General features: G+C 68.5%; 13 protein-coding genes. 6 read left to right on the plus strand and 7 right to left on the minus strand.

Going from position 1 to position 22,859, the window contains the following annotated elements:
- Positions 1 to 131 precede the first annotated feature (131 nt).
- The 3 genes from ACRWNP_RS31295 to ACRWNP_RS31305 all read right to left on the minus strand — a co-directional run bounded on the left by ACRWNP_RS31295 (position 132) and on the right by ACRWNP_RS31305 (position 6,957).
- Complete coding sequence (locus tag ACRWNP_RS31295) at positions 132 to 788, minus strand: hypothetical protein (RefSeq protein ID WP_431967333.1); 657 nt, start codon at positions 786 to 788, stop codon at positions 132 to 134.
- Positions 789 to 1,522: 734 nt separating this feature from the next.
- Positions 1,523 to 2,380 carry a hypothetical protein gene (locus ACRWNP_RS31300; RefSeq protein WP_431967335.1) on the minus strand — a complete coding sequence of 286 codons (858 nt, stop codon included), beginning with the start codon at positions 2,378 to 2,380 and terminating at the stop codon, positions 1,523 to 1,525.
- The gene (locus ACRWNP_RS31305; RefSeq protein WP_431967337.1) at positions 2,377 to 6,957 is read right to left on the minus strand and encodes an AAA domain-containing protein; all 4,581 of its coding nucleotides are present in this window, start codon (positions 6,955 to 6,957) and stop codon (positions 2,377 to 2,379) included. Before ACRWNP_RS31305 ends, ACRWNP_RS31300 begins: the two co-directional genes overlap by 4 nt.
- 1,732 nt (positions 6,958 to 8,689) lie before the next feature.
- Between ACRWNP_RS31305 and ACRWNP_RS31310 the strand changes: the two genes are divergently transcribed.
- The 3 genes from ACRWNP_RS31310 (at position 8,690) to ACRWNP_RS31320 (ending at position 13,227) form a co-directional block, all read left to right on the plus strand.
- Positions 8,690 to 11,656 (plus strand): FAD-binding and (Fe-S)-binding domain-containing protein, encoded by a 2,967-nt coding sequence (locus tag ACRWNP_RS31310; protein WP_431967339.1) that lies wholly within the window; start codon positions 8,690 to 8,692, stop codon positions 11,654 to 11,656.
- 301 nt (positions 11,657 to 11,957) lie between these two features.
- Positions 11,958 to 12,746, plus strand: coding sequence for an acetoacetate decarboxylase family protein (locus ACRWNP_RS31315; protein WP_431967341.1), 789 nt, complete (start codon positions 11,958 to 11,960; stop codon positions 12,744 to 12,746).
- A 79-nt stretch (positions 12,747 to 12,825) separates the two neighbouring features.
- Positions 12,826 to 13,227, plus strand: coding sequence for a tautomerase family protein (locus ACRWNP_RS31320; protein ID WP_431967343.1), 402 nt, complete (start codon positions 12,826 to 12,828; stop codon positions 13,225 to 13,227).
- 98 nt (positions 13,228 to 13,325) lie between these two features.
- Here ACRWNP_RS31320 and ACRWNP_RS31325 read toward each other — a convergent pair whose 3' ends face one another.
- Positions 13,326 to 14,153, minus strand: a complete 828-nt coding sequence (locus tag ACRWNP_RS31325) for a DUF3152 domain-containing protein (protein ID WP_431967345.1) — start codon at positions 14,151 to 14,153, stop codon at positions 13,326 to 13,328.
- 343 nt (positions 14,154 to 14,496) lie between these two features.
- Between ACRWNP_RS31325 and ACRWNP_RS31330 the strand changes: the two genes are divergently transcribed.
- Both ACRWNP_RS31330 and ACRWNP_RS31335 read left to right on the plus strand, forming a co-directional pair.
- Positions 14,497 to 15,153 (plus strand): response regulator transcription factor, encoded by a 657-nt coding sequence (locus ACRWNP_RS31330; RefSeq protein ID WP_431967347.1) that lies wholly within the window; start codon positions 14,497 to 14,499, stop codon positions 15,151 to 15,153.
- 170 nt (positions 15,154 to 15,323) lie between these two features.
- A complete protein-coding gene (locus tag ACRWNP_RS31335; protein WP_431967349.1) occupies positions 15,324 to 17,417 on the plus strand; it encodes a SpoIIE family protein phosphatase in 2,094 nt (697 codons plus the stop codon).
- An 18-nt stretch (positions 17,418 to 17,435) separates the two neighbouring features.
- On the opposite strand, the gene ACRWNP_RS31340 is transcribed toward ACRWNP_RS31335, so the two are convergent.
- From ACRWNP_RS31340 to ACRWNP_RS31350, 3 genes are all read right to left on the minus strand, one after another.
- Positions 17,436 to 18,785, minus strand: a complete 1,350-nt coding sequence (locus ACRWNP_RS31340; RefSeq protein ID WP_431967351.1) for a sensor histidine kinase — start codon at positions 18,783 to 18,785, stop codon at positions 17,436 to 17,438.
- Positions 18,786 to 19,003: 218 nt separating this feature from the next.
- Positions 19,004 to 20,200 (minus strand): sensor histidine kinase, encoded by a 1,197-nt coding sequence (locus ACRWNP_RS31345; RefSeq protein ID WP_431967363.1) that lies wholly within the window; start codon positions 20,198 to 20,200, stop codon positions 19,004 to 19,006.
- Between the two features lie 307 nt (positions 20,201 to 20,507).
- Positions 20,508 to 21,122 carry a TetR/AcrR family transcriptional regulator gene (locus ACRWNP_RS31350; protein ID WP_431967353.1) on the minus strand — a complete coding sequence of 205 codons (615 nt, stop codon included), beginning with the start codon at positions 21,120 to 21,122 and terminating at the stop codon, positions 20,508 to 20,510.
- 321 nt (positions 21,123 to 21,443) lie between these two features.
- On the opposite strand from ACRWNP_RS31350, the gene ACRWNP_RS31355 reads away from it, so the two are divergent.
- A complete protein-coding gene (locus tag ACRWNP_RS31355; RefSeq protein ID WP_431967355.1) occupies positions 21,444 to 22,604 on the plus strand; it encodes a PucR family transcriptional regulator in 1,161 nt (386 codons plus the stop codon).
- The last annotated feature ends 255 nt before the right edge of the window (positions 22,605 to 22,859 follow it).

Here is a 22,859-nt window from a genome sequence, read left to right on the forward strand (position 1 = left end):
TCGTCGGCGACTGCAGGCGGATGCTGCCGGGGAGCGCTGAGAAGTTGCGGCAACGAGGACGGGCGGGAGGGGGCCCCTTCACGGTTGTGGGGGCGCTCACGAGCGCCGTCGCCGAAGCCGGTGCGTCACTGTCACCGGGGCAACGCTTCCGAGACCGCGCCGGTCAGCAGTTGGAGGATGCGTCGGTGCCCATGGCGCAATCGGGATATCACGACGGCCTGGGGAATGCGCAGGATCTCGGCGATCTCCTGCGGGGTGAACTCCTCAGCGTGGGCCAAGTGCATGACCAGTGCTGTGTCCTGTGGGAGGCGGTGCAGCGCTTCGGCGACTTTGCGGTCGGGCAGGAGGAGAAGGTCACGGGCCGCGGGAAGCTCCGGGCGCCGCCGTTCCGGCGGTTGGTGGCGCGATAGTGCATTCTCGCGGTCAGAGTGCGGCGGGTCCTGACGTCGGTCGTGGGTTCCGCGTGCCGTATCGGCCAGAAGGCGCAATAGCCAGGCCTTCAGGTTGACTCCTGTGCACATCCCGAACTCTTCGTAAGCCCGTACATATGTCTGCTGAACCAAGGTCTCCGCGGCCGATCGGTCGGGAGTCATGTGCGCTGCTGCTGCATATACTCGTGCCAGGAGTGGCATGGCCAGACGCTCGAAGCGTGCAACGAGGTCCGTCGGAGTCATCCTGGCACTGCCGGCGCTCACCGGGGCGCCGGGTGGACAGGCGATGTTGACATGTGTCTTCCCGGTGAGTTCACCGTAGCCGAGCCGTCCGGCAGTGCTGGTGGTTCCGCTCATGCCTGCTTCCCCGTGGGAGGGAGGACTCCATCGGGCCGGCGGTGCCGGCCTTGACCGGGGCCGTCGAGGCCATTGAGGCCTTCCGGTGCGGCTTGCCCGCGATGCCGGCCACTCCCGGTGTCAGCGAGTGTCATGGGGTACGGGAGGCTGTCGGGTATCAGTTCGGATGTGGGCATGGCGTACTCCGGAGATGAACGGTGACACTTGTTCAGGCGGACGACGCTGTTGCGAAGCTGGGGTGCCGCTCTGATTCGCCTCCCATGATGCGTTTGCCCTGGCAGGGAAGCTGTCAGGCAGCCCCTGGGACTTCTGCGGGGCCCGCCCGCGACACACCATAGGGGTAACCCCACGAATCCAGCCGGGTAGCCCACCCCGTGACCACCTTGAGAAAAATTCCCTTGCGTCGCACCTGTCAGCGGTGAGCTCGATGGTCGGGACGCTGCTCACGCGAAGGTGGTCAAGGTCTGCAGCAGCAGCGCTGCCCCGCTCGCTGCCAGGACCGGGCCCGTGAGACTCGGCGATTCCGGTTCCGTGCCCATTCCCGCCGACCCTGGTCGACGCTCCGAGGACCAAGGCACGCGCCTCCGTAGCCGCTGTTGTCGTCGCTGCCGAACATGAACGGCCGACTTGTGACCTTCCGGCTGCCGCCCCTTTTCCGAAGGCAGTGGCGCTCCCTCCCGTCGGAGGGGGCCGACGGGAGGGGAGCTCTGGTTGTGGCTTCGAGTGCTGTGTGGTCAGGCAGGTGCCGGGGGCGCGGGGTGGGAACTTTTGAGATCGTTGAGTACAGCGCCGACAACTTGCCAGCAGACGTTGAGGGTGTCGCGGTCTGGAGCGTGGGCTTCTCGGATTTCGGCTGCTGGGTGGACATAGTTGCGGTAGATGCGCAGTTCATGGCAGAAGCGTTCAATGTCCGCGCCGATGAGCCGGGCGGTGTTGCAGGCATTGATGAGCTTTTCCAGCGTGGCTTTGTCTGGTGGGGTCGAGCCGAGCAGGGTCGTGTCGTGTTCCTTGATGACTTGCAGCAGGACGCCTTCCAGGAGGCTGCCCAGCATGATGGTGGCAGCGATGTGCGCACCGTTGTGGTAGCAGGTCTGTGCTTCGTCGAGCCGGTGCTGCAGGACCCGGGCCATCACCGGATCGCGGATGATGTCGGTGAGGGTGGCCCGGAACTCCGCTGGTGCGTGCTGGCCGGGCTGGGCCAGGGCTGGATCGCACAGTTGCAGCCGGGGCCTGCCGCCCGTGGTGTCCAGTCGCAGCCCCTCGTGGACGAGGAAGGCGTTGAGGGCGCTGACCACCTGGGGTAGTTGGTTGGGCTCATCGAGGTATTCGCGTGGGTCGGCGAGGCGGAGGAGAACCTGCTCCAGGGCTGCGGGCTGGGTGCGCCGTTCCGTGAGGCGTTCCTTGGCCCAGTCGCGGCGGAATTCGGCGTCGAAGGCAGGTACCCCCTCCCAGCCAGCGTTGATGAAGAAGCGGGAGATCTCCCAGCCCTTGCGGTAGTAGAGGTTGTCGTCACCGCAGATCACGCGAGCGATCTCTTCAAGCGTGTTCGCGTCCAGCTGGCCGAGAGCCGCCGCGGTTCCGTGCTGCGTCATGCTGCGCCTTCTGTCGAGGTCGTGTCCGGCGGATCGATGTCGTCTGCTGTGTCCTCCATGCCCTCGACATCGTCGTCTGTGTCGTCGGTGGCCTCTGGCAAGTCCATGGGCGTCCAGACCTGACCAGTTCCGGAGGGCTTCGGCGTGAGGCCGAAGGTGGCTGGATGAATGTTGTTCCGGTCCAGTTCTGTCCACAGGCCTGTGAGGGCCGCCTCCGGGTCGAAGCGAAACTCGCTTTCCCGGACACGCCAGAACTCCCAGCCCACGCGTTGCAGCTCTCGCTCCCTTCTCTGGTCGTGCCGGATCTGCTCCGGTGTCGAGTGGAAGTGGTCGCCGTCGCATTCGACGGCCAGCCGGGAGCGGGCGCCGATCACCACCAGGTCGATGCGCTTGTCGCCGGCGGGGAACTGGGGGACTACGTGGTAGCCGCGCTTCTTGATGTGCAGGTAGACCTGCTGCTCGAACAGCGACTCGAAGGGCGGGGTGGGGACGTCGGGAAGGACCGTCTTGAGATCGTCGTCAGCCGCCAGGGCGGCGGGAGCGTTCTCCATGAAGGTGAGCAGATTCAGGCGCAGGTCGTTGGATTTGAGCTTGGTTCGCGGAACTGAGTAGAACAGGTGCATCTGATCCTGCGCGCGGCTGGCGGCCACGTTGTAGGCCTGCTGTTCGCTGCGGTGTCCGCCCGCGACCCGGGGCGGGTTGGTCACCACCATCGACAGCAAGATGACGTGACGTTCGTCGCCCTGGAACGACGCGGCATTGCCGACTCGGATTGCGTGCCGTTCCCGGGTGGGTGCATCGATACGCTGCTTGATCATGTCGTCCAGAAGCCGGACCTGGCCTTGCCCCTGCAGCACGATCACACCGATCGTCATGCCACGGTAAGCGGGGTCTTCCACCATGCCCACAAGATGGTCGACCAGTGCCTGGGCTTCCTTGGGGTTGCGCAAACGGCCGTCACGACCCTCGGTCAGTGCCTCGTCGACGAAGTGTGTCACCAGCGGTTCGGGGCGCTCCCCGCCGAACTGTCGCAGCGGGATCAGTTTGCCGTCGTAGAAGGTCCGGGAGGACCAGGAGATGATCTCGGGCATGGAGCGGAAGTGTTCGTTGAGTCGGATCACCAGCGGGAAGAACGTGGACAGCAACTGGTAGAGGTTGGTGTGCGGGGTGTACAGCTCCCGCAGCCGGACGGGAATCTCCGGCAGGTGCGCGGTGAGACGATCCTCGATCACCTGGAGGCGGCCCAGGCTGGTGACCGACGGGGCACATTGTTTGTCGTCGCCCACCACGATGACCCGTGGGGCGAGCCACATGAGGAAGAGGGATTCCATGCCGGCCTGACTGGCTTCGTCGACGATGATGACGTCGAAGGTGTCGCGCTGCATGCGGACCATCTCGGCGACCTGCCCGATCGGCATGACCCAGGCGGGTACCGCCTCCATGGCGACAGACATCGCTTCGCGCGCTGCGGCCTTGAAGTGTGCGGCACGACGACCCTTGCCGCGGCCGTAGGAAGCGGTGTGCGTGCGGTAAGCCTGCAATGAGGACCGCTGGTCCTGTGTCATGCGGTTCAGGCAGTGCAGGCGTCCCAGGGCGCCGGCCAGCTCGCCGGTGACCTGCTCAAGCCGCTGCTCGTGTTCGGTCAACTCGGCGTCGAGGCGCTGTTCCAGTCCGGGGGTTCGGCGGCGCCGCGCGAATCCAGCCGCGGTGGCCCATGCCCACGCCTCGCCCAGAAGCGCGAGGCGCGTGTCCCAGTGCGGGCTTGACGGGTCGGCACCGAGGTGGATGGCAAGCGAGGGGTGGGCCTGTTTGAGTGCCTCCAGGAGGCTGGAGCAGCGCCGGAAGCGGGCGTCGTGTTCGTGTGCCCGGGCCAAGATCTGCAGCTGAGCCGCGTACTGTTCGACGTCTGCGCTGTTCAGGGCGCCGGCGAGGGCGACCACCTCGGCGGCGGGCGGCGTGTCCCCGACGGGTGCGCGGAGTCGCTGTTCCCAGGCATCGAGACGCCTGTGTGCGTCGTCCGCGGCCCGACGGTCGGCCAGCGCCGCCAGCGCCTGGCAGAACTCCAGCCATTGCTGCGGCGTGGTCAGCGGGACGTGCACACCGTGTGATACCAGCAGGGCATCGATCCGTTCCCGCCCCTCGCCGAATGCTCGGACGAAGGACAGATGTTCGTAGTGCTCGGCCAGCATGGCGATGGCGACCTCGGGTGGCTCCGGGGTGAGCCGCACGCCTGCTTGTTCCCAGCGCGCGACGACCATCGAGACGGTGGCGTGGGCCTGGAGGTGTGCGATCAGTGCGTCAAGGCTGCTCTCTTCGGCAGGGGGCTGGCCATCGACCGTGCAGCGAGTGAGGATGTCGTGCGCCGCCTTTTGCTCCTTGCCCGGCCAGCGGGACCGGAGCCTGCCGCCGCGTTCAAGAAACGCACGCAGGTCACGGGCCGACTGCGCCATCCGCCCTGCGGCCTCGGGCGACACGTCGGCCGGCACTGAGACATGGCGCATACCGGCGGCATCCAGGCTGCGCCGGGCGACATCGAGCTCCCCCGACACTTGCGCCACACGCTTCCACAAGAATGCCTTCCTGCGCGCCAGGCGATCCTGGAGTGCCGCCGCGCTCCAGGAGTGAGCCGGCCAATCCGTCGGCGAGCTCGGCAGTCCCAGATGATGCAGCGCAGTCCGGCACTGCTCGACGAGAACAGCCAGCTCGTCGGTCACCGTCTCGGTGAGCCGGGCCAGCGAGTCCCTGATGCTTACCGTCGCCTCCGAAAGGTCCCCATCGGCGACGCTGCCGGCAGCAAGTGTCTCGGCGACCAAACCGACGGACGGCACATCGCCCGGAGCAGGCAACCAGCCGTCCGCTCGTGGTTCCAGCGCCCCCTCACGTAGCAGCGCAAGCAACTCTTGTGCTTCCAGCCCGGTCAGCGGCGGTCCTGTGCGCGAGCCTTCCGGAAGAGCACCGATCCAGCCGAACTGATCGGCATTACGCTGCACCTGCTCCACGATGACGGCGAGCGTGCCGGAATAGCCCGCAGCCACGTCGTCGTGAGGCTGAATCTCAGCCTCCCGCAATTCGACCACCTGGTCGCTCAGTGAAGAGATCCTCGCCCGCAGCCCGTCACGCTGGGTCGACAGGCGGGCGATGTCATCCTGCAGGTGTGAGACATCACTGACGGCCACCTGGTCGGTCAGCGCATTGATGGTGCGCTCCAGCTCGCTGGCCCCGTCCTGACGCGTGGAGCTGAGCATCAAGATGCACAGGTCCCGCACATGCGGAGGAAGCTTGTCGCGCAGCACCGTCAGCGGCTGGTCGCGGGCGCTGGTCACCAGAACGCGTTTGCCCTGAGCCAGCAGCGCGGCTACGAGATTGGCGATGGTGTGCGTCTTGCCTGTGCCCGGCGGACCCTGGACCACGACGCCCGAACTGCGCTCCAGGCGGTGCAGCACCGACCGCTGCTGGGCGTTGGTCTTCAGCGGGAACAGCGGGTCATCTCCCAGCAAGGGAGCGTTTTGGACGCTGCTCCACCGCTTCCGGTCGTCGTCATCCAACGTCATCACCAGTTGGGCAAGCCCCAGCGGCGCGTGTCCGTCTGTAGCAAGCCCGGCGGCAATCTGTTCGTAGCAACGCAGCAGCGCGTTCCGGTCACGAGGACGCAGTACCAGCGCGGGGGCATACGTCAGGCGCGCTCCCGGCTCGATGTCCGTGGGAGGCGCCCACTCCGCACTGAAGGCGACGGGCCGGGACAGCGCCCGCTCTTGCCATTGGACCAGGTGCTCGAGTACCGCCTCACTCAGCGGATGAGGCGAGCGCGCTGCCAGATCCTCGCCGACTGCCGCGGCTCTCTCCGGATCCCAGCCGTCGTCACTGTCGAGGAAGTCCTGGTCCTCCACCCGCAATGCAGTGTCCGGCGCAAGGCGAACCGTCAGCCTGGCCGTGCGGCGTTCCACTGCGATCTCGACCCGCCGCGTGACCAGGTGGCGGTACACGGCCTCCCCATGGGCATCCACCCACGACAGCAGCCCGACCGCAAGCACCAGCTCACGCTGGTCGTCGTGCTGAGCCAACTGCTGATGCCAGCCGTACAACGCCTCATAACGTTCCCGCCTGGGACGGTCCCCGGTCTCCCGTTCCGCCCAGCGCCGCCATCGGGCCAGCCAGGCACCGTACGCATGCAGGACATCTCCCGCGTCCACCTGTGCGCTGGTCCGTTCCTCCCACATGGCGCGCCCGAACTCATCCCGCACCCGTTCCCGCACCGGCCCCTCCTCGGCCAGCGGCGGGTCACCCCCCTCGGGATCGGCAAGACGCACGGGATCAACCCATCCGACCAAGACCTCTGGAAGCTCAGGCGCTGCAACCGGCGGCACGTAGTCAAGCCTGAAAAGCACCCCGTCCAGCCGCTCCGCCGGCCTCCGCACGCCCTCCGGCACCTCTGACAGCCACCAGTACTCCCGCGACCTGTCTCGCGAGTCCCGCAATCGCTGCGTCCCGTTCTGCACCACCTCGCGCAGGAAGCTGACCAGCCCCGTTGTCGAGGCGATGACCTCGGGATGCCCTGCATGACGTCCGGTCGCGTTCACCGTTCTCCCCTCAGTCGGTGACCAACATTTCAGGGTCGGGGCCGGCTGACCGTGCCGCAGTTGTTGAATTGAGAATGGCGTGAATTGCGCCGGTGATGACTGGTTTTCGCCACCACTTGAGCAGGTGGAGCTCTGTCGTGTCTGCGGGCGGGGTGGCGCATGGGCAGCTTTCCGCGCTATCTCTGGCAAGACCGGGAAGCCAGGTGTAGGCGACTGTGCAGCGCGCACACCAAAGGAGGCGCTGACAGAAGGGCGACGACGCATAGAGTCGGTTGCCCGCCCTTCGGGGCGGCCGGTGCCAGGGCCAGGGCGCCTGGTGGTCAGCCAGTGTCGGATCCGGCTGCAGGCCCCTCCGCGTCTGCTTCCCACTCGTCGGACGCGCTGAAGGTGGCGGCGCCGAGCAAGCCGTGCGTTTCTCTAGGTTTTGGCGTGGGCATGCCGTTGCGGGAAGTGATCTTGCGGATTGCGGGAAGAGTGCCCTGCATGGCAGGCATGGGTGCAGGTCAACCAGACTCGTGAACGGCCCACAGCACGACTGTTCTTGAGTTGGTTCAAGAAGAGTTCACGTGATCCCGTCCGATCTGATTGATCGGGCGGGATCTCGGCGTTCCCGGGGTCTGTTCGAGGTGTTGTCCGAACGGCGTCGGTGCTGGAGGCGGTTGCCTGGCGATCGCCGGCCTGGAGTTCCGGGGTGGTTCGGGTGCGTGGGGCGTTCTGGCACTGTCGTCGGGCGTGCGTGATCCCGGCTTGTGGTGCTGGGGTCTCGGGTGGTCGTGCGGATCGGCGGGCCCGTGGGCGGCGGCAGGCCAGCCGCGTCGGGCGGCCGTGCAGTGTTCGCTCGCTCCGGCCGGTAGGCGTCGTGTCAGGTGGGGTGGAGGCAGTGCCGGTCCTGGCGGGAACTTGTCGAGCTTGCCGAGGGCGCCGGGTTGGACGGTGATCGTGGGCTTATGGGCAGATCCGCGGCAGGTCCTTCTTGGGAAGGGGCCGCAGCCGTTCGGCTTGCGGGATCGGCCGCGCCACCGGGGGAACCACGCGGGTCCTGACCGCCCTCGACGTGGCCCTCGCCGGCTCCCCGGCGGCACGCCGGCGGCTTCCCCGTTCGTTCCGGCGGAACTGTAGGGCTGCGACGCAGATCTGCGGCAGCGGCTGGGTCGCCGTCGACGCCTCGGTCTTGGTCTCGTCGTGTGCCAGGCGGCGCTGGATACGCTGGAGTTGGGGCTGCATCGTGATCGCTCCAGCATCAAGGTTCACGTTCTCCCATGTGAGGCCCAGCACTTCACCACTCGGAAGCCGAGTGCGGGCGGAGCGGGCCGCTTGGAGAAAACGCCTGGGCCGGGACCACCAGGTAATTGCGGCGAGCTTCGTGCGCCGGGACGTGCCGGCCGCCGCATGGGTGGCCGCCGACCGGGCACTCACCGCCGCCCCTCAAGGCCCTGGAAGCGCAAGCGCAAGCCACGCGACGTCACCGGGCGCGCGCCGCATGGCCGCGGTAAAATCGTCTGAAGTCCGCTTCGACTACGACTTGCCACTGTGTGATCAGGGCGCGATACCAGGGTCTGTGGTCCCCCGGCGCCGGCCAGGGTGAGACGCGCGGGAGCCGAGTTCGGTCGGCCCGCTCACGGTCTTTCGGGTTGCCACAGTGAACTCCACAGACCGTGAGCCCCGCCGAGTGCACCGTTTCGCAAGAAGCCGTGTGTACCGCCACCGGTGCCGTGGCGGAGAGGTCGGCACCGTGAAGAAGTTGCTCAGTCCCCGCGTTTCCGCGGTCGGCCGCCCGTCGGGTCTGCCAGAGGCGGATGCGATCGACACCGCTCACGCGGGCGGGACACCTCACGAACTCAAGAACGACCTCGTCGCGCTGCTCGGCGAGGACCAAGTGCTGCACCGCATTTCGGACCTCGTGCGCTACGCCTCGGACGCCAGCCCTTATCGCTACCTGCCCCAGGTCGTCGTCCTGCCACGCGACGTGCACGACGTCCAGAAAGTGCTCGGCTACTGCCGCAGGAGCGGGCGGCACGCGACATTCCGTGCCGGCGGGACCAGCCTCAACGGCCAAGCCCAGTCCGATGACATCCTCATGGACGTGCGCCGGCACTGGAACGGGATGGCCGTCGAGGACGGCGGCGCGCGCTTGCGAGCGCGGCCGGGCACCATCCTCGGCCACGCGGCGGCGGTACTTCGCAGCCACGGTCGACGCCTCGGCCCGGATCCGGCCTCCTCGGACGTCGCCACGATCGGCGGAGTGCTCGCCAACAACGCGGGGGGAATGCGCTGCACCCCCGAGCGCAACGCCTACCACACCGTGGCGTCGATGACCTTGGTGCTGCCGTCCGGGACCGTCATCGACACCGCCGCACCCGACGCCGAGGAGCGCTTCGCCGCAGCGGAACCCCGGCTGGCGGCCGGCCTTGCCGAGTTGCGGGAGCACCTGCTTGCCGACAGCGAGCTCACCGCCCGCGTGCGCCGCAAGTTCACCATACGCAACACCACCGGTTACACCCTTGCGGCGCTGCTCGATGCCGACACCCCGCTCGAGATCTTCCGGCGCCTGATCATCGGTTCCGAAGGCACCCTCGCGTTCATCGCCGAGGCGGTGATCGACACCCTCCCGGCCCCCACCGCGACCACGGTCACCTGGATCGCGCTCCCGTCGGTCGACGAAGCGGTCGCTCTCGTCCCCAGCCTGGTCGGTCTCGGCGCCGAAGCCGTCGAACTCATGGTCGCGCCCGCCCTCACCGCCGCCGCCCAGGCCTTCCCCCACACACCCGAATACTGGAAGACCCTCGATCCGGGCGCGGCGGCGCTTCTCGTCGAGTTCGCCTCCGAGGACCCGGCCGGCCTCGACGAAGTCGAAGCCCGCGTCGCGGAGCTCGTCGTGGACGCGAACCTGTTGCACCCGCTGGACTTCACCCGCGACCAGGAACTCATCGAACTGGATTGGCGCATCCGCGAGGGCCTGCTCGGCATCGTCGGCCAACTGCGTCCGTCCGGCGCCGCGGTGGTCAACGAGGACGTCTGCTTCCCGCCCGCCCGGATCGCCGAAGGGGCAGGCGATCTGCACTCTCTCCTGACCAAGCACGGCTTTCTGCCGGGCGTCGCAGGCCACGCCGCATACGGCAATCTGCACTTCACCCTGACCCCCAAGCTGGCCGATCCCGCCGACCGCGACAGGTACGCCGCCTTTATGTCCGACCTCGTGGCACTGGTCATCGACAAGTACGACGGGTCGCTCAAGGCGGAGCACGGCACCGGGATCAACATGGCGCCGTTCGTCCGCCACGAATGGGGTGACAAGGCCACCGAGATCATGTGGCGGATCAAGGAACTCGCCGATCCGCACGGCGTACTCGCCCCCAACGTCGTCCTCACCCGCGACGACAACATCCACCTGAAGTCCTTCAAGTCGACGCCCGACATCGAGGACGTCGCGACCCACTGCATCGAGTGCGGGTACTGCGAGGCCGCCTGCCCCAGCCGGAACGTCACCACCACTCCCCGCCAGCGCATCGTCCTGCGCCGGGAAATGGCGCGACAACCGGCAGGATCGCCGCTGCTGGCTCAGTTGCAGGCGGAATACGAGTACGACGGCATCGAGACCTGCGCCGTCGACGGCACCTGTGCGCTCCCTTGCCCCGTACATATCAACACCGGCGCGTTGATCAAGGATTTCCGGCGGGACGAATCGACGGAACACCGCGAGAAGGCCGCCCTGGAGATCGCCAAGCGCTGGGCAACGGTGGAGGGAATCGCCCGCATTGCCATGGGCGCCGCCGGCATCGTCCAGCGAGCCGTGGGCGCGAAAGCACTCACCGGACTGACGGCCGGCGCACGGCTCGCGATCAGCAACGACCTCATGCCGGCGATCCCCGGACCGATGCCGCGCGGCGCGGCGAGCAAACCACCCGACACTTCCCGCGACGGCGCGGCGGCGGTGTACTTCCCGGCCTGTGTCAACCGCATCTTCGGCCGTGACCCAGGGAAGCCACGGCATCCGTCCCTGCAGCAGGCGTTCGTCGAGGTCTCGGCACGTGCCTCCAAGCCGCTGTGGATCCCCGACGACGTGGCAGGCAAGTGCTGCTCCACACCGTGGAGCAGCAAGGGCTACACGCGCGGCCACGAATGGATGGCCGCGACCACCTGCGACGCCCTGTGGTCCTGGAGTGGGCACGGCGCCCTGCCCGTGGTCATCGACGCCGCCTCATGCACCAACGGCCTGCTCGACGACGTCAAGAACTACCTCGACGACGAACACCGCGCCCGACTGGAACGCATCACTCTTCTCGACGCGATCACCTGGTGCGCCGACCTGCTGCCGCACCTGACCATCACCAGACGGGTGAACCGCGTGGCGCTGCACCCAACCTGTTCGACAGCGCATCTGGGGCTGAGCAAGACGCTGGAAGTCATCGCGGGACAACTCGCCGCCGAGGTCCTTGTACCGGTCGGCACCACCTGCTGCGGCACGGCCGGCGACCGGGGACTCCTCCACCCGGAACTGGTCCGGTCCGCGACGCGGGACGAGAAAGCCGTCCTGGACGAGACCCCCGCGGATGCCTACCTGTCGGCCAACCGCACCTGCGAGATGGGGCTGCGCCACGCGACCGGCCGCCCGTACGAGTCCTTCGTCTTCCTTCTGGAAGAACTGACCCGCCCCCCGACTGGCGCGGTGGGCAACGGGTCTTGCAGCCCGGACGCGTAGCTGCAGGAGGTCGCCGGAACCCGGAAGATCTCGGCGAGGGCTGCGGCGATGAGGGCTTCCGTGTTCGGTCACCGGCTGGTCAGTGCCGGGCGGCCCTGTGCCGACAGGACATCGCACGCCGCGTCGAGGATCTTTGAAGCAGACCGCAGCTCACCGGCCGCCGAACCGGAAGGGATGACGAGCACATTGGCAAAACGATACGTATCGTTTTGTTTCCCGATCAACGTCTGCTACGGTCGTACCAGTCGAACGAAACGATACGTATCGTTTTGATTGGTTCTCTTGTGAAGGAGTGCGTGTGATGAAGGGCTACACCGTCCCCCTCTCGCCCCGCGGCATCGCGAACCTGGCGCCTGCCCCGCCGTGGCACTACGCCGGCACCGTGGTCGCCGTCGAGTTCTTCACCGACCCCGACGCGGCCGCGGCGACCCTGCCCGAGGGACTGACCCCGGACCCGGACTCCGCCGGCCGCGGCGTCGCGATGTTCATCGACTGGCAGTACTCCTCCACCAACATGGAGTACCTCGACCCCGCGCGCTCCCAGTACCGGGAGTTCTTCATCACCCTTGACGCCCACCACAAGGGCACCCCCGTCTCCTGGTGCCCGTACATCTACGTCGACAACGACTCCGCCATGGCCCGCGGCTGGGTCCAGGGCTTCCCCAAGAAGCTCGGCGCCGTCCACCAGACCCGCGCCTACTCGGTCGGCGGCCCCGGCACCCCCGTCCTCGGCCCCGGCGGGCAATTCGCCGCCACCGCATCCTCCGCCGGACAGCGCATCGCCGAAGCCACCGTCACCCTCCAGCAGCCCGTCCCCGACCCCACCGCACTCATGGGCCGCCCCCTGATCAACCTCCGGCACTTCCCCAACCTGACCGCCGGACAGCACGACAAGCCCGCCGTCCACGAACTCGTCATGGCCGTCCTGGACAACCCCGCCGTCAGCGACGCCTGGGCCGGCACCGCCGACCTCACCTTCCTTCCCGCCCACGGCGAAGAACTCGCCGACCTCCCCGTCCGCCGCACTGGCAAGGGCTTCCACTTCGACCTCGCCTACACGGTCACCGACCTCACCACCCTGACCGACTGAGCCCCACCCCACCCGACGACCCAGCCATGCCCCTCGCATCGAGGGGCATGCCCGTAGGCCTCACACTTCAGGAGCCGACGTGCCCATCTACACCTGCACCACCGCTCAGGGGACGCTGGAAGTCGCGACCAAAGGGGAACTGGCCGGAGAGATCACCCGGATCCACTCGGAGATCAACCATGTGCCGCCCGCCTACGTCAACGTGGTCTTCACCGAACTGCCCCGGGACAGCGTCTACGTCGGCGGAGAGCCCGGAGCGCCGTTGCTGATCACCGGATGGGCCCGGCGTGGCCACCCGCAGGAGGAGACCACCCGCCTGGCGCTTGAACTGTCGGCGGCCGCCTCCCGCGTCACCGGGATCGCCGAGCGCCGCGTTCTGGTGGTGATCCAGGACAGCCCCGCGCGGTCCGCGGTCGAAGGCGGCCATGTCCTGCCGGACCCCGGCCACGAGAAGGAATGGCTGGGCCGGCGGGAGGCGTAGCGGCGCATGCTCCGCGCGAGTTCCCGACGTGCGCATCGTCGATTCCGCGGGCCACAGCTCATGCTCACGAGGGGCAGGACCGTTCGGCCGCTTCCGGGTCAGGGGGGCACGGGCGGCCCGGTGATCAGGTCGCCCTGGTCGTCGTAGGGCCATGGGTTCGCGATACATCCGTGCAGCCCCTTGATCTGCTGCATCATCACGGGGGCCGGCATGCCCGGTCCAGGACATCCCCGGTGTCCACGCCCGAGGAAGTGACCCACCTCATGGTTGATGATCATCGCGTGATAATCGGCCGGCCGGCCCTCGTACTGGGGGCTGAGCAGGATCCAGCGCTTGATGTTCACCACGACGGTCTGGGCGACGTTGCAATTCAGCTCACCCTGGGTGTCCAGGCCATAGGCGGCGCACAGGGCATCCGCGGTGTCCGGGGTCGCCGCACGGACCCGGAAGTCGTACGGCGGCCCCTCCACACGCCGGAATGCCACGCCGCTCCTCGTCCAGCCCCGGCTGTCGGCCAGTATGCGTTCGACCTCGTCGGCCACGGACGCCGCGGTCAGTTCGCTGCCGTCCTCGGTCTGTACGACGTACCGCAGGGTTCTGCCGTGCCCGACGGCCTCCGATGAGCCGGCGGCGGAGGTGAACGTGCCGGCCCCGTGCTGCGGCACGCGTGGAGCCGGCGGGGGCGACGGACTGCGCCGGGGACTCGGCGGTGTCGTCGAGGGGCTTGAGTCCTGTGGAGGCGTCGAGGCGGGCGTGGTCGGCGAGGGACGGCTCTTGTGCGCGGCGGGCACGGCCGGCTCCGGTGTGTCCTGCCTTGTGACGGCGAACACCCCCGCGAGGCACACTCCCAGGATCGCGAGGCAGGGAATGACAAGAACCCTGCGCCGCCTCCTTGCCCGGCGGTGTTTGCGGCGACGGTGCTTCATGCCTCGGACTACACAACGCCTCCGGTGAAACAGCGGTGAGCACCGCGACTCACGCTGTCCTCACGCGGCGCGATGCATAGTTGGCAAGAAAGCGCCGGAACCGCTGCCGGCCCCCACGCCACCTTCCCGCTCCGGGCAGGGGATGAAGCGGCGGCGAACCCGGACGCATCGCGGAGGCCCGCGTACGCCCTGGCAGCTCGGTCGTCCGGCCCGCGGTCCAGCGAAGGACGGGCCGGTTTCGTGCCGCTGCCGGTGAGGCTGAACGGGCGCCTTCGGCGCGGACATGACGAGATGGCTGCTGCCCGGCGGACGGCGCAGAAACGGCTGATGGGAGAGACGCAAGGTGCGGGTGCTGGTCGTGGAGGACGAAGAACTGCTCGCGGGTGCCATCGCCGAGGGTCTGCGGCAGGAGGCGTTCGCGGTGGATGTCGTCCATGACGGTGAGGCGGCTCTGGAGCGGCTGGCGGTCAACGACTACGACGTGATGGTGCTCGACCGGGACCTTCCGAAGCTGCACGGCGACGAAGTGTGCCGACGCACCGCCTCCGCGGGGGCCGAGGTCAAGATCCTCATGCTGACCGTCTCGACGACGGTCGCCGAACGCGTTGCCGGGCTGCGCCTGGGGGCGGACGACTACCTGGTCAAGCCCTTCGCGTTCGCCGAGCTGGTGGCCCGGATCAGGACGCTGGGCCGCAGGGTGCGGCCACCGGCCCCGCTGGTTCTGGAGCGTGCGGGAATCCGCCTCGACCCGCACCTGCGTGAGACCTCCCGCGACGGCCGCTTCGTACCGCTGTCGAGGAAGGAGTTCGCGGTCCTGGAGGAACTGCTCCGGGCGCAGGGCGGGCCGGTCTCGGCGGAGCAGTTGCTGGAACGGGTGTGGGACGAGAACATCGACCCCTTCACCACGATCGTGCGGGTCACCATGCGCAGCCTGCGGCGCAAGCTCGGCGAGCCGGGCGTCGTGGAGACCGTCACCGGAGTGGGGTACCGCATCCGCTGAGCCGGGGGGCACCGCTGCCCCGCGATGCCTCCGCGGCCGTCGGCGACCGGGGACGAGCGCACCCTCCGGCCACCTGCGCCCGCACTGGACGCCGTGCGCCACCGCGCCCGGTTGGCCCATCGGTCCGGAGGCGGGTTTACTGGCGATGCCGAGGAAAGATGAGGTCGGTCATGCCTCGTGGACATCGACACGCCGAACCGGGTTTCCCGAAGGTGCCTCCGGGAGAGAAAGCGGAGACCTTCGAGAGGGAACTGTTCAGGAGGGCCCAGACAGGCCTTGAGGTGTACGGTCCGGATCTGCGGGTTCTGCGCTCCAACGCCGTCTTCCTGGCCTTGCGGGGCATGCCTGAGGCGCAAGTGGTCGGAGCCAGCCTGGGTGATCTGGACGGCCGGATCCCTCTGTCGCCGATCATGCGTGAGGTTCTGGACACCCGGGAAGTGGTCCGGGAACGCACGGTCGCCGCGGTCCCGGCCGACGACCCGCAGCATCAGCACGTGTACTCCGTCACCGGTTACCCCCTGCGACGCGACGGCCATAAACCGGGCGCCGTCGCGGCGATGGTCCGCGATGTGACCGAGCAGGTCCGCAAGCAGAGGGCGACGGACCTGATGGCCTTGGCCCGGTCCAGGATCGGCACCACGCTCGACGCACCTCGTACGGCCCAGGAACTCGCCGACATGGCGGTTCCGGCCTTCGCCGACGCCGTCACCGTCGACTTGGCGGAGGCCGTGTCCGACGGCGACGCCCCCATAGCGCCCGTCACGGCACACCTCCCGATGCGGCGTGCCGCCTTCTCCTCTCACGAGGGGTATTACGGGGTCTATCCGGTGGGCGGCACCAGCCAGTTCACGTCCCACACGCCCTACACGCGGGCCCTGGCGGACCTGCGGCCGCGGCTGGTCGACTTGGCGACGAATTCGGGCGCCTGGCTGGTGCACGACCGCATGCGGGCCGAGTTCATCGTCCGGTCCGGGGCGCACTCGATGATCGTGGCACCGCTCACCGTGCACGGCCTGGTCCTGGGTCTGGCCAGCTTCTACCGGACCCGCTCCAACCCCGAGCCGTTCGGCGACGACGATCTGTCGCTGGCGACGCAGCTCGCCTCCTGCACGGCGGTCTGCATCGACAACGCACGTCGCTTCACCCGGGAGCACGTGGTCGCGACGGCTCTGCAACGCACCCTGCTGCCCCGCCAGACGCCCCAGCTCTCCGCCGTCGAAGCCTCCCATTGCTACCGGGTCGGCCGTTACGGCGCTCACTGGTTCGAGGTGCTCCCGCTGTCGAGCTGCCGTGTGGGTCTGACCATCGGATATGTGCCGGGAGAGGACCTGCAGGCGTCCGTCGCCATGGCGCGACTGCGGACGGCGGCCTCCACCCTGGCCGCGATGGACCTGCCGGCGAATGAGCTGCTGGCTCATCTCGACGATGTCGCCCAGCGACTGGCCGGCGAGCAGGAAGCGGACCCGGCCACCCTCCACCGTGCACGGCCGCCGTTCACCGCGACCTGCCTGTACATGACGTACGACCCGGTCACCTGCCGTTGTACGGCTGCGTCCGCCGGTCACGACAGCCCACTCGTCACCAGTCCCGAGGGCGGCGTAGGGACGCTCGACGTGCCGCGCGGCGCGACTCTCGGCAAGGGCGAGCCGCACGAGGTCGTCAGTGCGGAGCTGGCGCCGGGCAGTCTCCTGGCGCTGTACTCGGACGGGAGCGCCGATCGCCATCCGTCGGAGGCCAGGGACCGCGTCGACCGGCTCCGAGCCGCGGTGGCCCACCCCCTCGCGGCTCCGGACGACATTTGCGACCAGGTGTCGTACCAGGTCCTCCGTGGCAGCACTCCCCAGGACGGTGCGGCGCTGCTGGTGGCCAGAACCCGGTCCGTCGGCGACGGCAGTGTCGCTTCCTGGACCCTCCCCGCCCGAGCGATCTCCGTGCGCGAGGCGCGCCGGGCCGCACGGGACCGGCTGGCGCAGTGGGGGCTGGAGGAGTGCGCCCCCGTCACGGAACTGATCGTCAGCGAACTCGCCACCAATGTGATCGAGCATGCCGAGGGGCCCATCAGGCTCCGCCTCATACGCGACCGTGTGCTGACCGTGGAGGTCGCGGACGACGCCAATACGACCCCGCGTCTGCGTCATGCCCGCCTGCAGGACGAGGGCGGGCGCGGCGTGTTCCTCGTCGCGTCCCTCGCCGACCGCTGGGGCATGCGCTATGAGGACGTGGGCAAGACGATCTGGGCCGAGCAGACGCTGACGGCCGCGTGACGACAGCGTTCGGTGCCCCTACCGGGGCCGGGCTCCTCGGTGGGGGAGTGTGACGCTGATGGTCAGGCCGCCCTCGGGGCGTGGGGTGGCTTCGGCTTCGCCGCCGTGGGTGTGGGCGATCGCCTGGACGATGGACAGGCCCAGGCCGCTTCCCTTGGCGGAACCGACGCGGTCGGTGAGCCTGCGGAAGGGCTGGAAGAGAGTGGGCACCTCGTGCGGGGCGATCGAGGGCCCGGTGTTGGTGACGGTCAGCACGGCTGCTTCGGGGCTGAACCGGGTGATGACGCGGACGGTACCGCCGTGATGGTTGTAGCGGATGGCGTTGTCGACGAGGTTCCGCGCGAGCTGCTCCAGCAAGGTGGGATCCCCTTGTAGCGGCGCGACATCGAGATCGCCGCGCAGGGCGATCCCGGCTTCTCGTGCCGCTGCCGCGGAGGCGTCGAGGACCGTTTCGGCGACGAGGCGAAGGTCGGTGGGCAGGCGCTCCACGGTGCCGCTGTCCGAGCGGGCGAGCGCGAGGAGGGCGTCGATGAGGCGCTCTTGGCGAGCGTTGACCCTCAACAGGTCCTCACCGAGGTGGCGTAGGGACGCCGTGGCGTCGCGGCGGTTCATGGCCACTTCCACGAGTGTGCGGTTGAGCGCGAGCGGCGTCTTCAACTCGTGCGCGGCATTGGCGATGAAGCGGCCCTGACCGGCGAACGACTCGTCCAGACGTTCCAGCATGTGGTCGAAGGAGTCGGCGAGAGTCTTGACCTCGCCGGGCGGCGCTTCGAGGGAGATGCGCTGGTGCAGCGTGCTCCCGGCCACCCGCTCGGCGGTTCGCGTGATCTTCGTGAGCGGTCGGAGAAGCCGTCCGGCCACCCACCAGCCGGCCGCTGTGGCCGTGATGCCGACGATGACGACGACCAGCGACCCCCACTTCAGCAACCACCACACATCACTGTGCAGGAGGACCGGATCAACGGAACGGTCTTCGTTCGACAGCTCCTTGAACGCACCTCTGTGCTCCGGCGCCACCACCGAATAGATCTTCGGATGCGCTTCGGGCGCCACCACTTGTCTGTCCCAATGCAGGTAGCGGACGACAAGCAGCACGGTGGCCGCGAGTACGGCCGAGGCGGCGAGGAAGAACATCAAGCCGAAGACGGCGGTCAGTTGCAGGCGCAGGCTGCCGCGGTGAGCGGCGATCCACAGGAACGGTGAGGCCGGCGCTCGCCGGGTCCAGCACCGGTGACCGCGGCGCTTCGGGTGGTCCGCCTCCGCCCGCGGAACCCGGCCGCCGTCATGAACGGACATCCGCTGGTTCAGGCCCGGCGAACGCGGCAAGCCGACCGGGACGAACTTCCGCACTGCCGCCCCCACACCCATCCGTCCACCTTCCTCCACTCAGCGATGTTGCTACGCCCAGTGTCCGGACCGGGCGTGAGCTGGGGGTGAGCGCGAGTGCTCACGGGCTGCTCACCGGCCTGCTGCTGGTATGCCGGCAGCAGCGTGACCAGGACTTCCTTGAAAGTGCCGTTGAAGGACGCTGCCTCCCGGCCATCAAAGGACGAGGCGGTCCTGGTCAAGACCGACGTTCGGCGGCGTCATCTTGTGGGCGTTGCGCTGCCCGGGACCGGGGTGGGCAGGGTGACCGTCACGGTGACGCCGCCGCCCGGACGAGGTACGGCATCGACGTCTCCGCCGTGGGCGTGGGCGACGGCCCGGACGATCGACAGGCCCAGACCACTGCCCCTGGCCTCGTCGCCGACCCGGTCGGTCAGCCGGCGGAAGGGCTGGAACAGGACGGGTACCTCATGCGCGGCGACGACGGGCCCTGTGTTGGTGACGGTGAGGCGCACTTCGCCGGCAACCTGTGCCGTGAGGACGCCGACCGCGCCGCCGTGAACGTTGTAGCGGATGGCGTTGTCGACCAGGTTCCGGGCCACTTGCTCCAGCAGGAGCGGGTCTCCGCGGAGTGGCGCGGGACGCAGATCCGTTCGGACCGTCACCGCGGCCTGTTCGGCCGCCTGCGCCGAGGCCGCGACGACCGAGGCGGCCGCCTCGGCCAGGTCGGTCGGCAGGCGGTCCACGGTGCCGTTCTCGGAGCGGGCCAGGGCCAGCAAGGCGTCGATCAGCCGCTCGTGGCGAGCGTTGACCGCGAGCAGGTCCTCGGCCAGGTGACGCGTCTCCACAGGAACGTCGCGCCGGTTCATGGCGACTTCGACGAGGGTGCGGTTGATGACGAGCGGGGTCTTGAGTTCGTGTGCCGCGTTGGCGATGAAGCGGCCCTGGCCGGCGAAGGATTCGTCGAGTCTCGCCAGCATCCGGTCGAAGGAGTCCGCCAGCCTCTTGACCTCGCCCGGCCCGGCCTTCAGGGCGATCCTCTGGTGCAGGGTCCCTTCGGCGACGCGTTCGGCCGTTCCGGTGATCTGCGTCAGCGGCCGCAGCAGCCGGCCGGCCGCCACCCAGCCTGCCGCAGTGGCCGCGCCTCCCACGGCCGTGGCTACGAGCGATCCCCATTTCAGCATCCACAACATGTCGGCACGCGTGTCCGTGCTTTGGGCAGCCGCGAGCCACCTGGCCTGTTCCTGGAACTGCGCTTGCTGCTGCGGAGTGAGAGGTGGACGCATCTTCACGTAGGAAGGGAAGGACGCTCCGGGGTGGGTCTGGCGGAAGCGGTAGACCAGCAGCACGGTGACACCCAGCACCACGGCGACGGCCAGGAAGAACATCACGCCGAATATGCCGGTCAGCCGGAGGCGCAAGCTCCCCCAGTGCTCGGCGAGCCGGCGGATGACCATGCTCACGATTTCCGGCCCGCGACGCCGGCCTTCAGGCTACGGGGCAGGGGGGGCATTCACTGGCTCCCGGTTCGACTTCTCTGGCCCGCCCATCCGCATTCGATTCCGTCCGCGGATCGAGGGCCCGGCCGTCAGTGAAATGCGGTCGCTTTCAGCCGGGATGGAAAAGGCTTCGTCCCCATTTTTTCGCATCTCCCGTCACGGGGGTAGAGGGAAGACCGAAGAATCCAGGCCGGCATCCTTGTGGAAATCACAGGAGCCCACCCCGACTCATTGATCGCCGCGGCCGGGGCGGCGGGTGCCGGGTTCACGCGGAGGGCTCGGCCGCGCGGAGCGCGAAGTGGGAGCCGTTTTCGGTGACGAGCCTGGTGAGGTGCTCGGCAAGGGCGGTGTCGGTGGGCGTGTCGGTCATGAGGCGCCGGTAGAGGATGGTGCCGGCCCAGATGTCCTGGACGAGGTCGGTGTCGAGGTCGCCGGGGAGGTCGCCGCGGCGCATGCCGCGGCGTAGCGCGGCGGCGATGTTCTCGCGTTTGCGGCGGAGGAAGGTCTCGCGGAAACGGGTCATGAGTTCGGGGTGGGGGAGGAGGCCCGCGGCGAGGGCGGGCAGTGAGGCCGCGATGTCCTCGTTGGTGTAGTTGTCGATGGTCATGTCGACGGCGTGGCGCAGTTCGGCGTGGGTGTCGCCGACGTCGGGGATCTCCTCGGCCCGGAAGATCTCGGCGAGGGCGTCGGCGACGAGGGCTTCCTTGTTCGGCCACCAGCGGTAGATGGTCGACTTGCCGACGCCGGCGGCGGCCGCGACGGCTTCGATGGTCAGTGCCGGGTAGCCCTGTGCCGACAGGACATCCCGCGCCGCGTCGAGGATCTTCGCTGCGGACCGCGGCCCACCGGTCGGCGGTCCCGAGGAGAATTCCAGTGCCATGCCAAAACGATACGTATCGTTTTGTTCGGCGTCAAGGCATGGTGCCGCGCTGCCGGGACACGTGCCGACCGGGCTCGGGACCCGGGCCGGGCGGAGGGTTTCCCTTCGTGGCCGACGCGTTTTCCGGATATGCGATCGCAGCGCGGAGGAGGCCCGGCCGAATGAATTCCTGCACGGAATCAGAGACGGATCACGCGACTGCGCACCGGGGAGGAGGCATGACGTGCTGAGGTACGGTGGAAATCGTCATCCGTTCGAAGGGCCAGGATTCTCGTGAGCGCACGACAAGCGGATCTCCCGAGCACTGATGATGCCGTTGCCGTGGAGCTCTCCTCGCTCTACCGATGGGCAACTCGGGAGATCGGTGATCTGGTGCCTGCCGTCGTGGACGACATCCGCGGCCAGGTCGGATCGTTCGAAGCGATGCCACGCGCCGACCACGAGAAGGCGGTGCTGGAGCAGTACCAGGCATTCCTCGCCTCGCTCCAGGAGAGGCGACCGCCCACCGGACGCGAGATCGAGGCTGCCCGAGAACTCGGACGAAGGCGGGCCCGGCAGTTCGTTCCCATGGAAGCCGTCATCACTGGCTTCCACATCGGCTACCGGCATCTGTGGGGCATGCTGCGCCGCGAGGCCCGCAACAGGAATGCGGCGGCCCTGCTCGCCCTGCTGGAACTGGTGGACCAGGCCTGGGCATGGGTGCAGCACATGTGCGGCGCTGTGGCCGAGGGCTACACCGAGACGAGCCGGGGCAGGGAAACGGCTCTCGTCGAACTTCGGCACCGATTCATCGGGGCCCTCTACGCCGACGGCGCGCAGGGCGAGGACGGGTTGTGCATGGCGCGGGCTCTGGACTTCGACCCCTACGCCTCCTTCCAGGCCGTGTGCGCACCCGTCGAAGCCTGGTCCGACACCCATTTCGACCTTTTGCGGCGGAAGCTGCACGCGGACGGCGGCACGCTGCACGCTGTGATCCACGGCGAGCGCGTCGTCATCCTGGCGCAAGGCGTGATCATCGCGGACGCCGGCGAATTGCTGCCCGCGGGAGTCGACCCGGTGGCCGGGATCGGCATGCCCAGGGCCGGACTTGCGGGTGCCGCGGAGAGCATCGGCGACGCGGAACGGGCACTCGTGGTCGCCCGGGAACGGGGGTGCACCGTTTCCTTCGACGACAAGTGGCTCATCGCCACCCTCCTGCCCCAGCGTGATCGGCTGGCCCCCCTCGTGCGCTCCACGGTGCCGCGCAGCCACCCACGCCTCGCCGAGGCCGTCCTGGCCTTCGCGCACAACGGCTTCTCGATCAGCGCGAGTGCCGCGGTCCTGCATCTGCACCCCAACACCGTGTCCTACCGGCTGGATCGCTGGCACCACCTCACGGGCTGGGACCCTCGATGCTGGGAGGGGCTGGCCCGCTCCCTCGCCGCCATCGTGCTGTACCCGCCGGAGAACCCGGGCCCCGATCCGGCGGCTCGCACCCCCTGAGCTGGGCACTTCGAGCATCGCTCACGTCCTGCTCACATCGGTCGTGCTTGGGTACGGGCGAAGTGCGCCAGGAAACGCGCGCACTCGCGGAGGGTGCGCGCGTCGGGATTTCCGGTGGTCGGTCCGCCGTTCGCGTCCCGCTGTCCTCGGAAGGCCCGACCTTGCTCTCAGTCAACGTCGGGCGGCGCGTGAAACGCGCAGCCCCTCAGCCTCGCGACCATGCCGTCGATGCTGCACGTTTCATGGCGAGCCCAT

The sequence above is a fragment of the Actinacidiphila sp. bgisy160 genome, assembly GCF_965342435.1.
GTDB lineage: Bacteria > Actinomycetota > Actinomycetes > Streptomycetales > Streptomycetaceae > Actinacidiphila.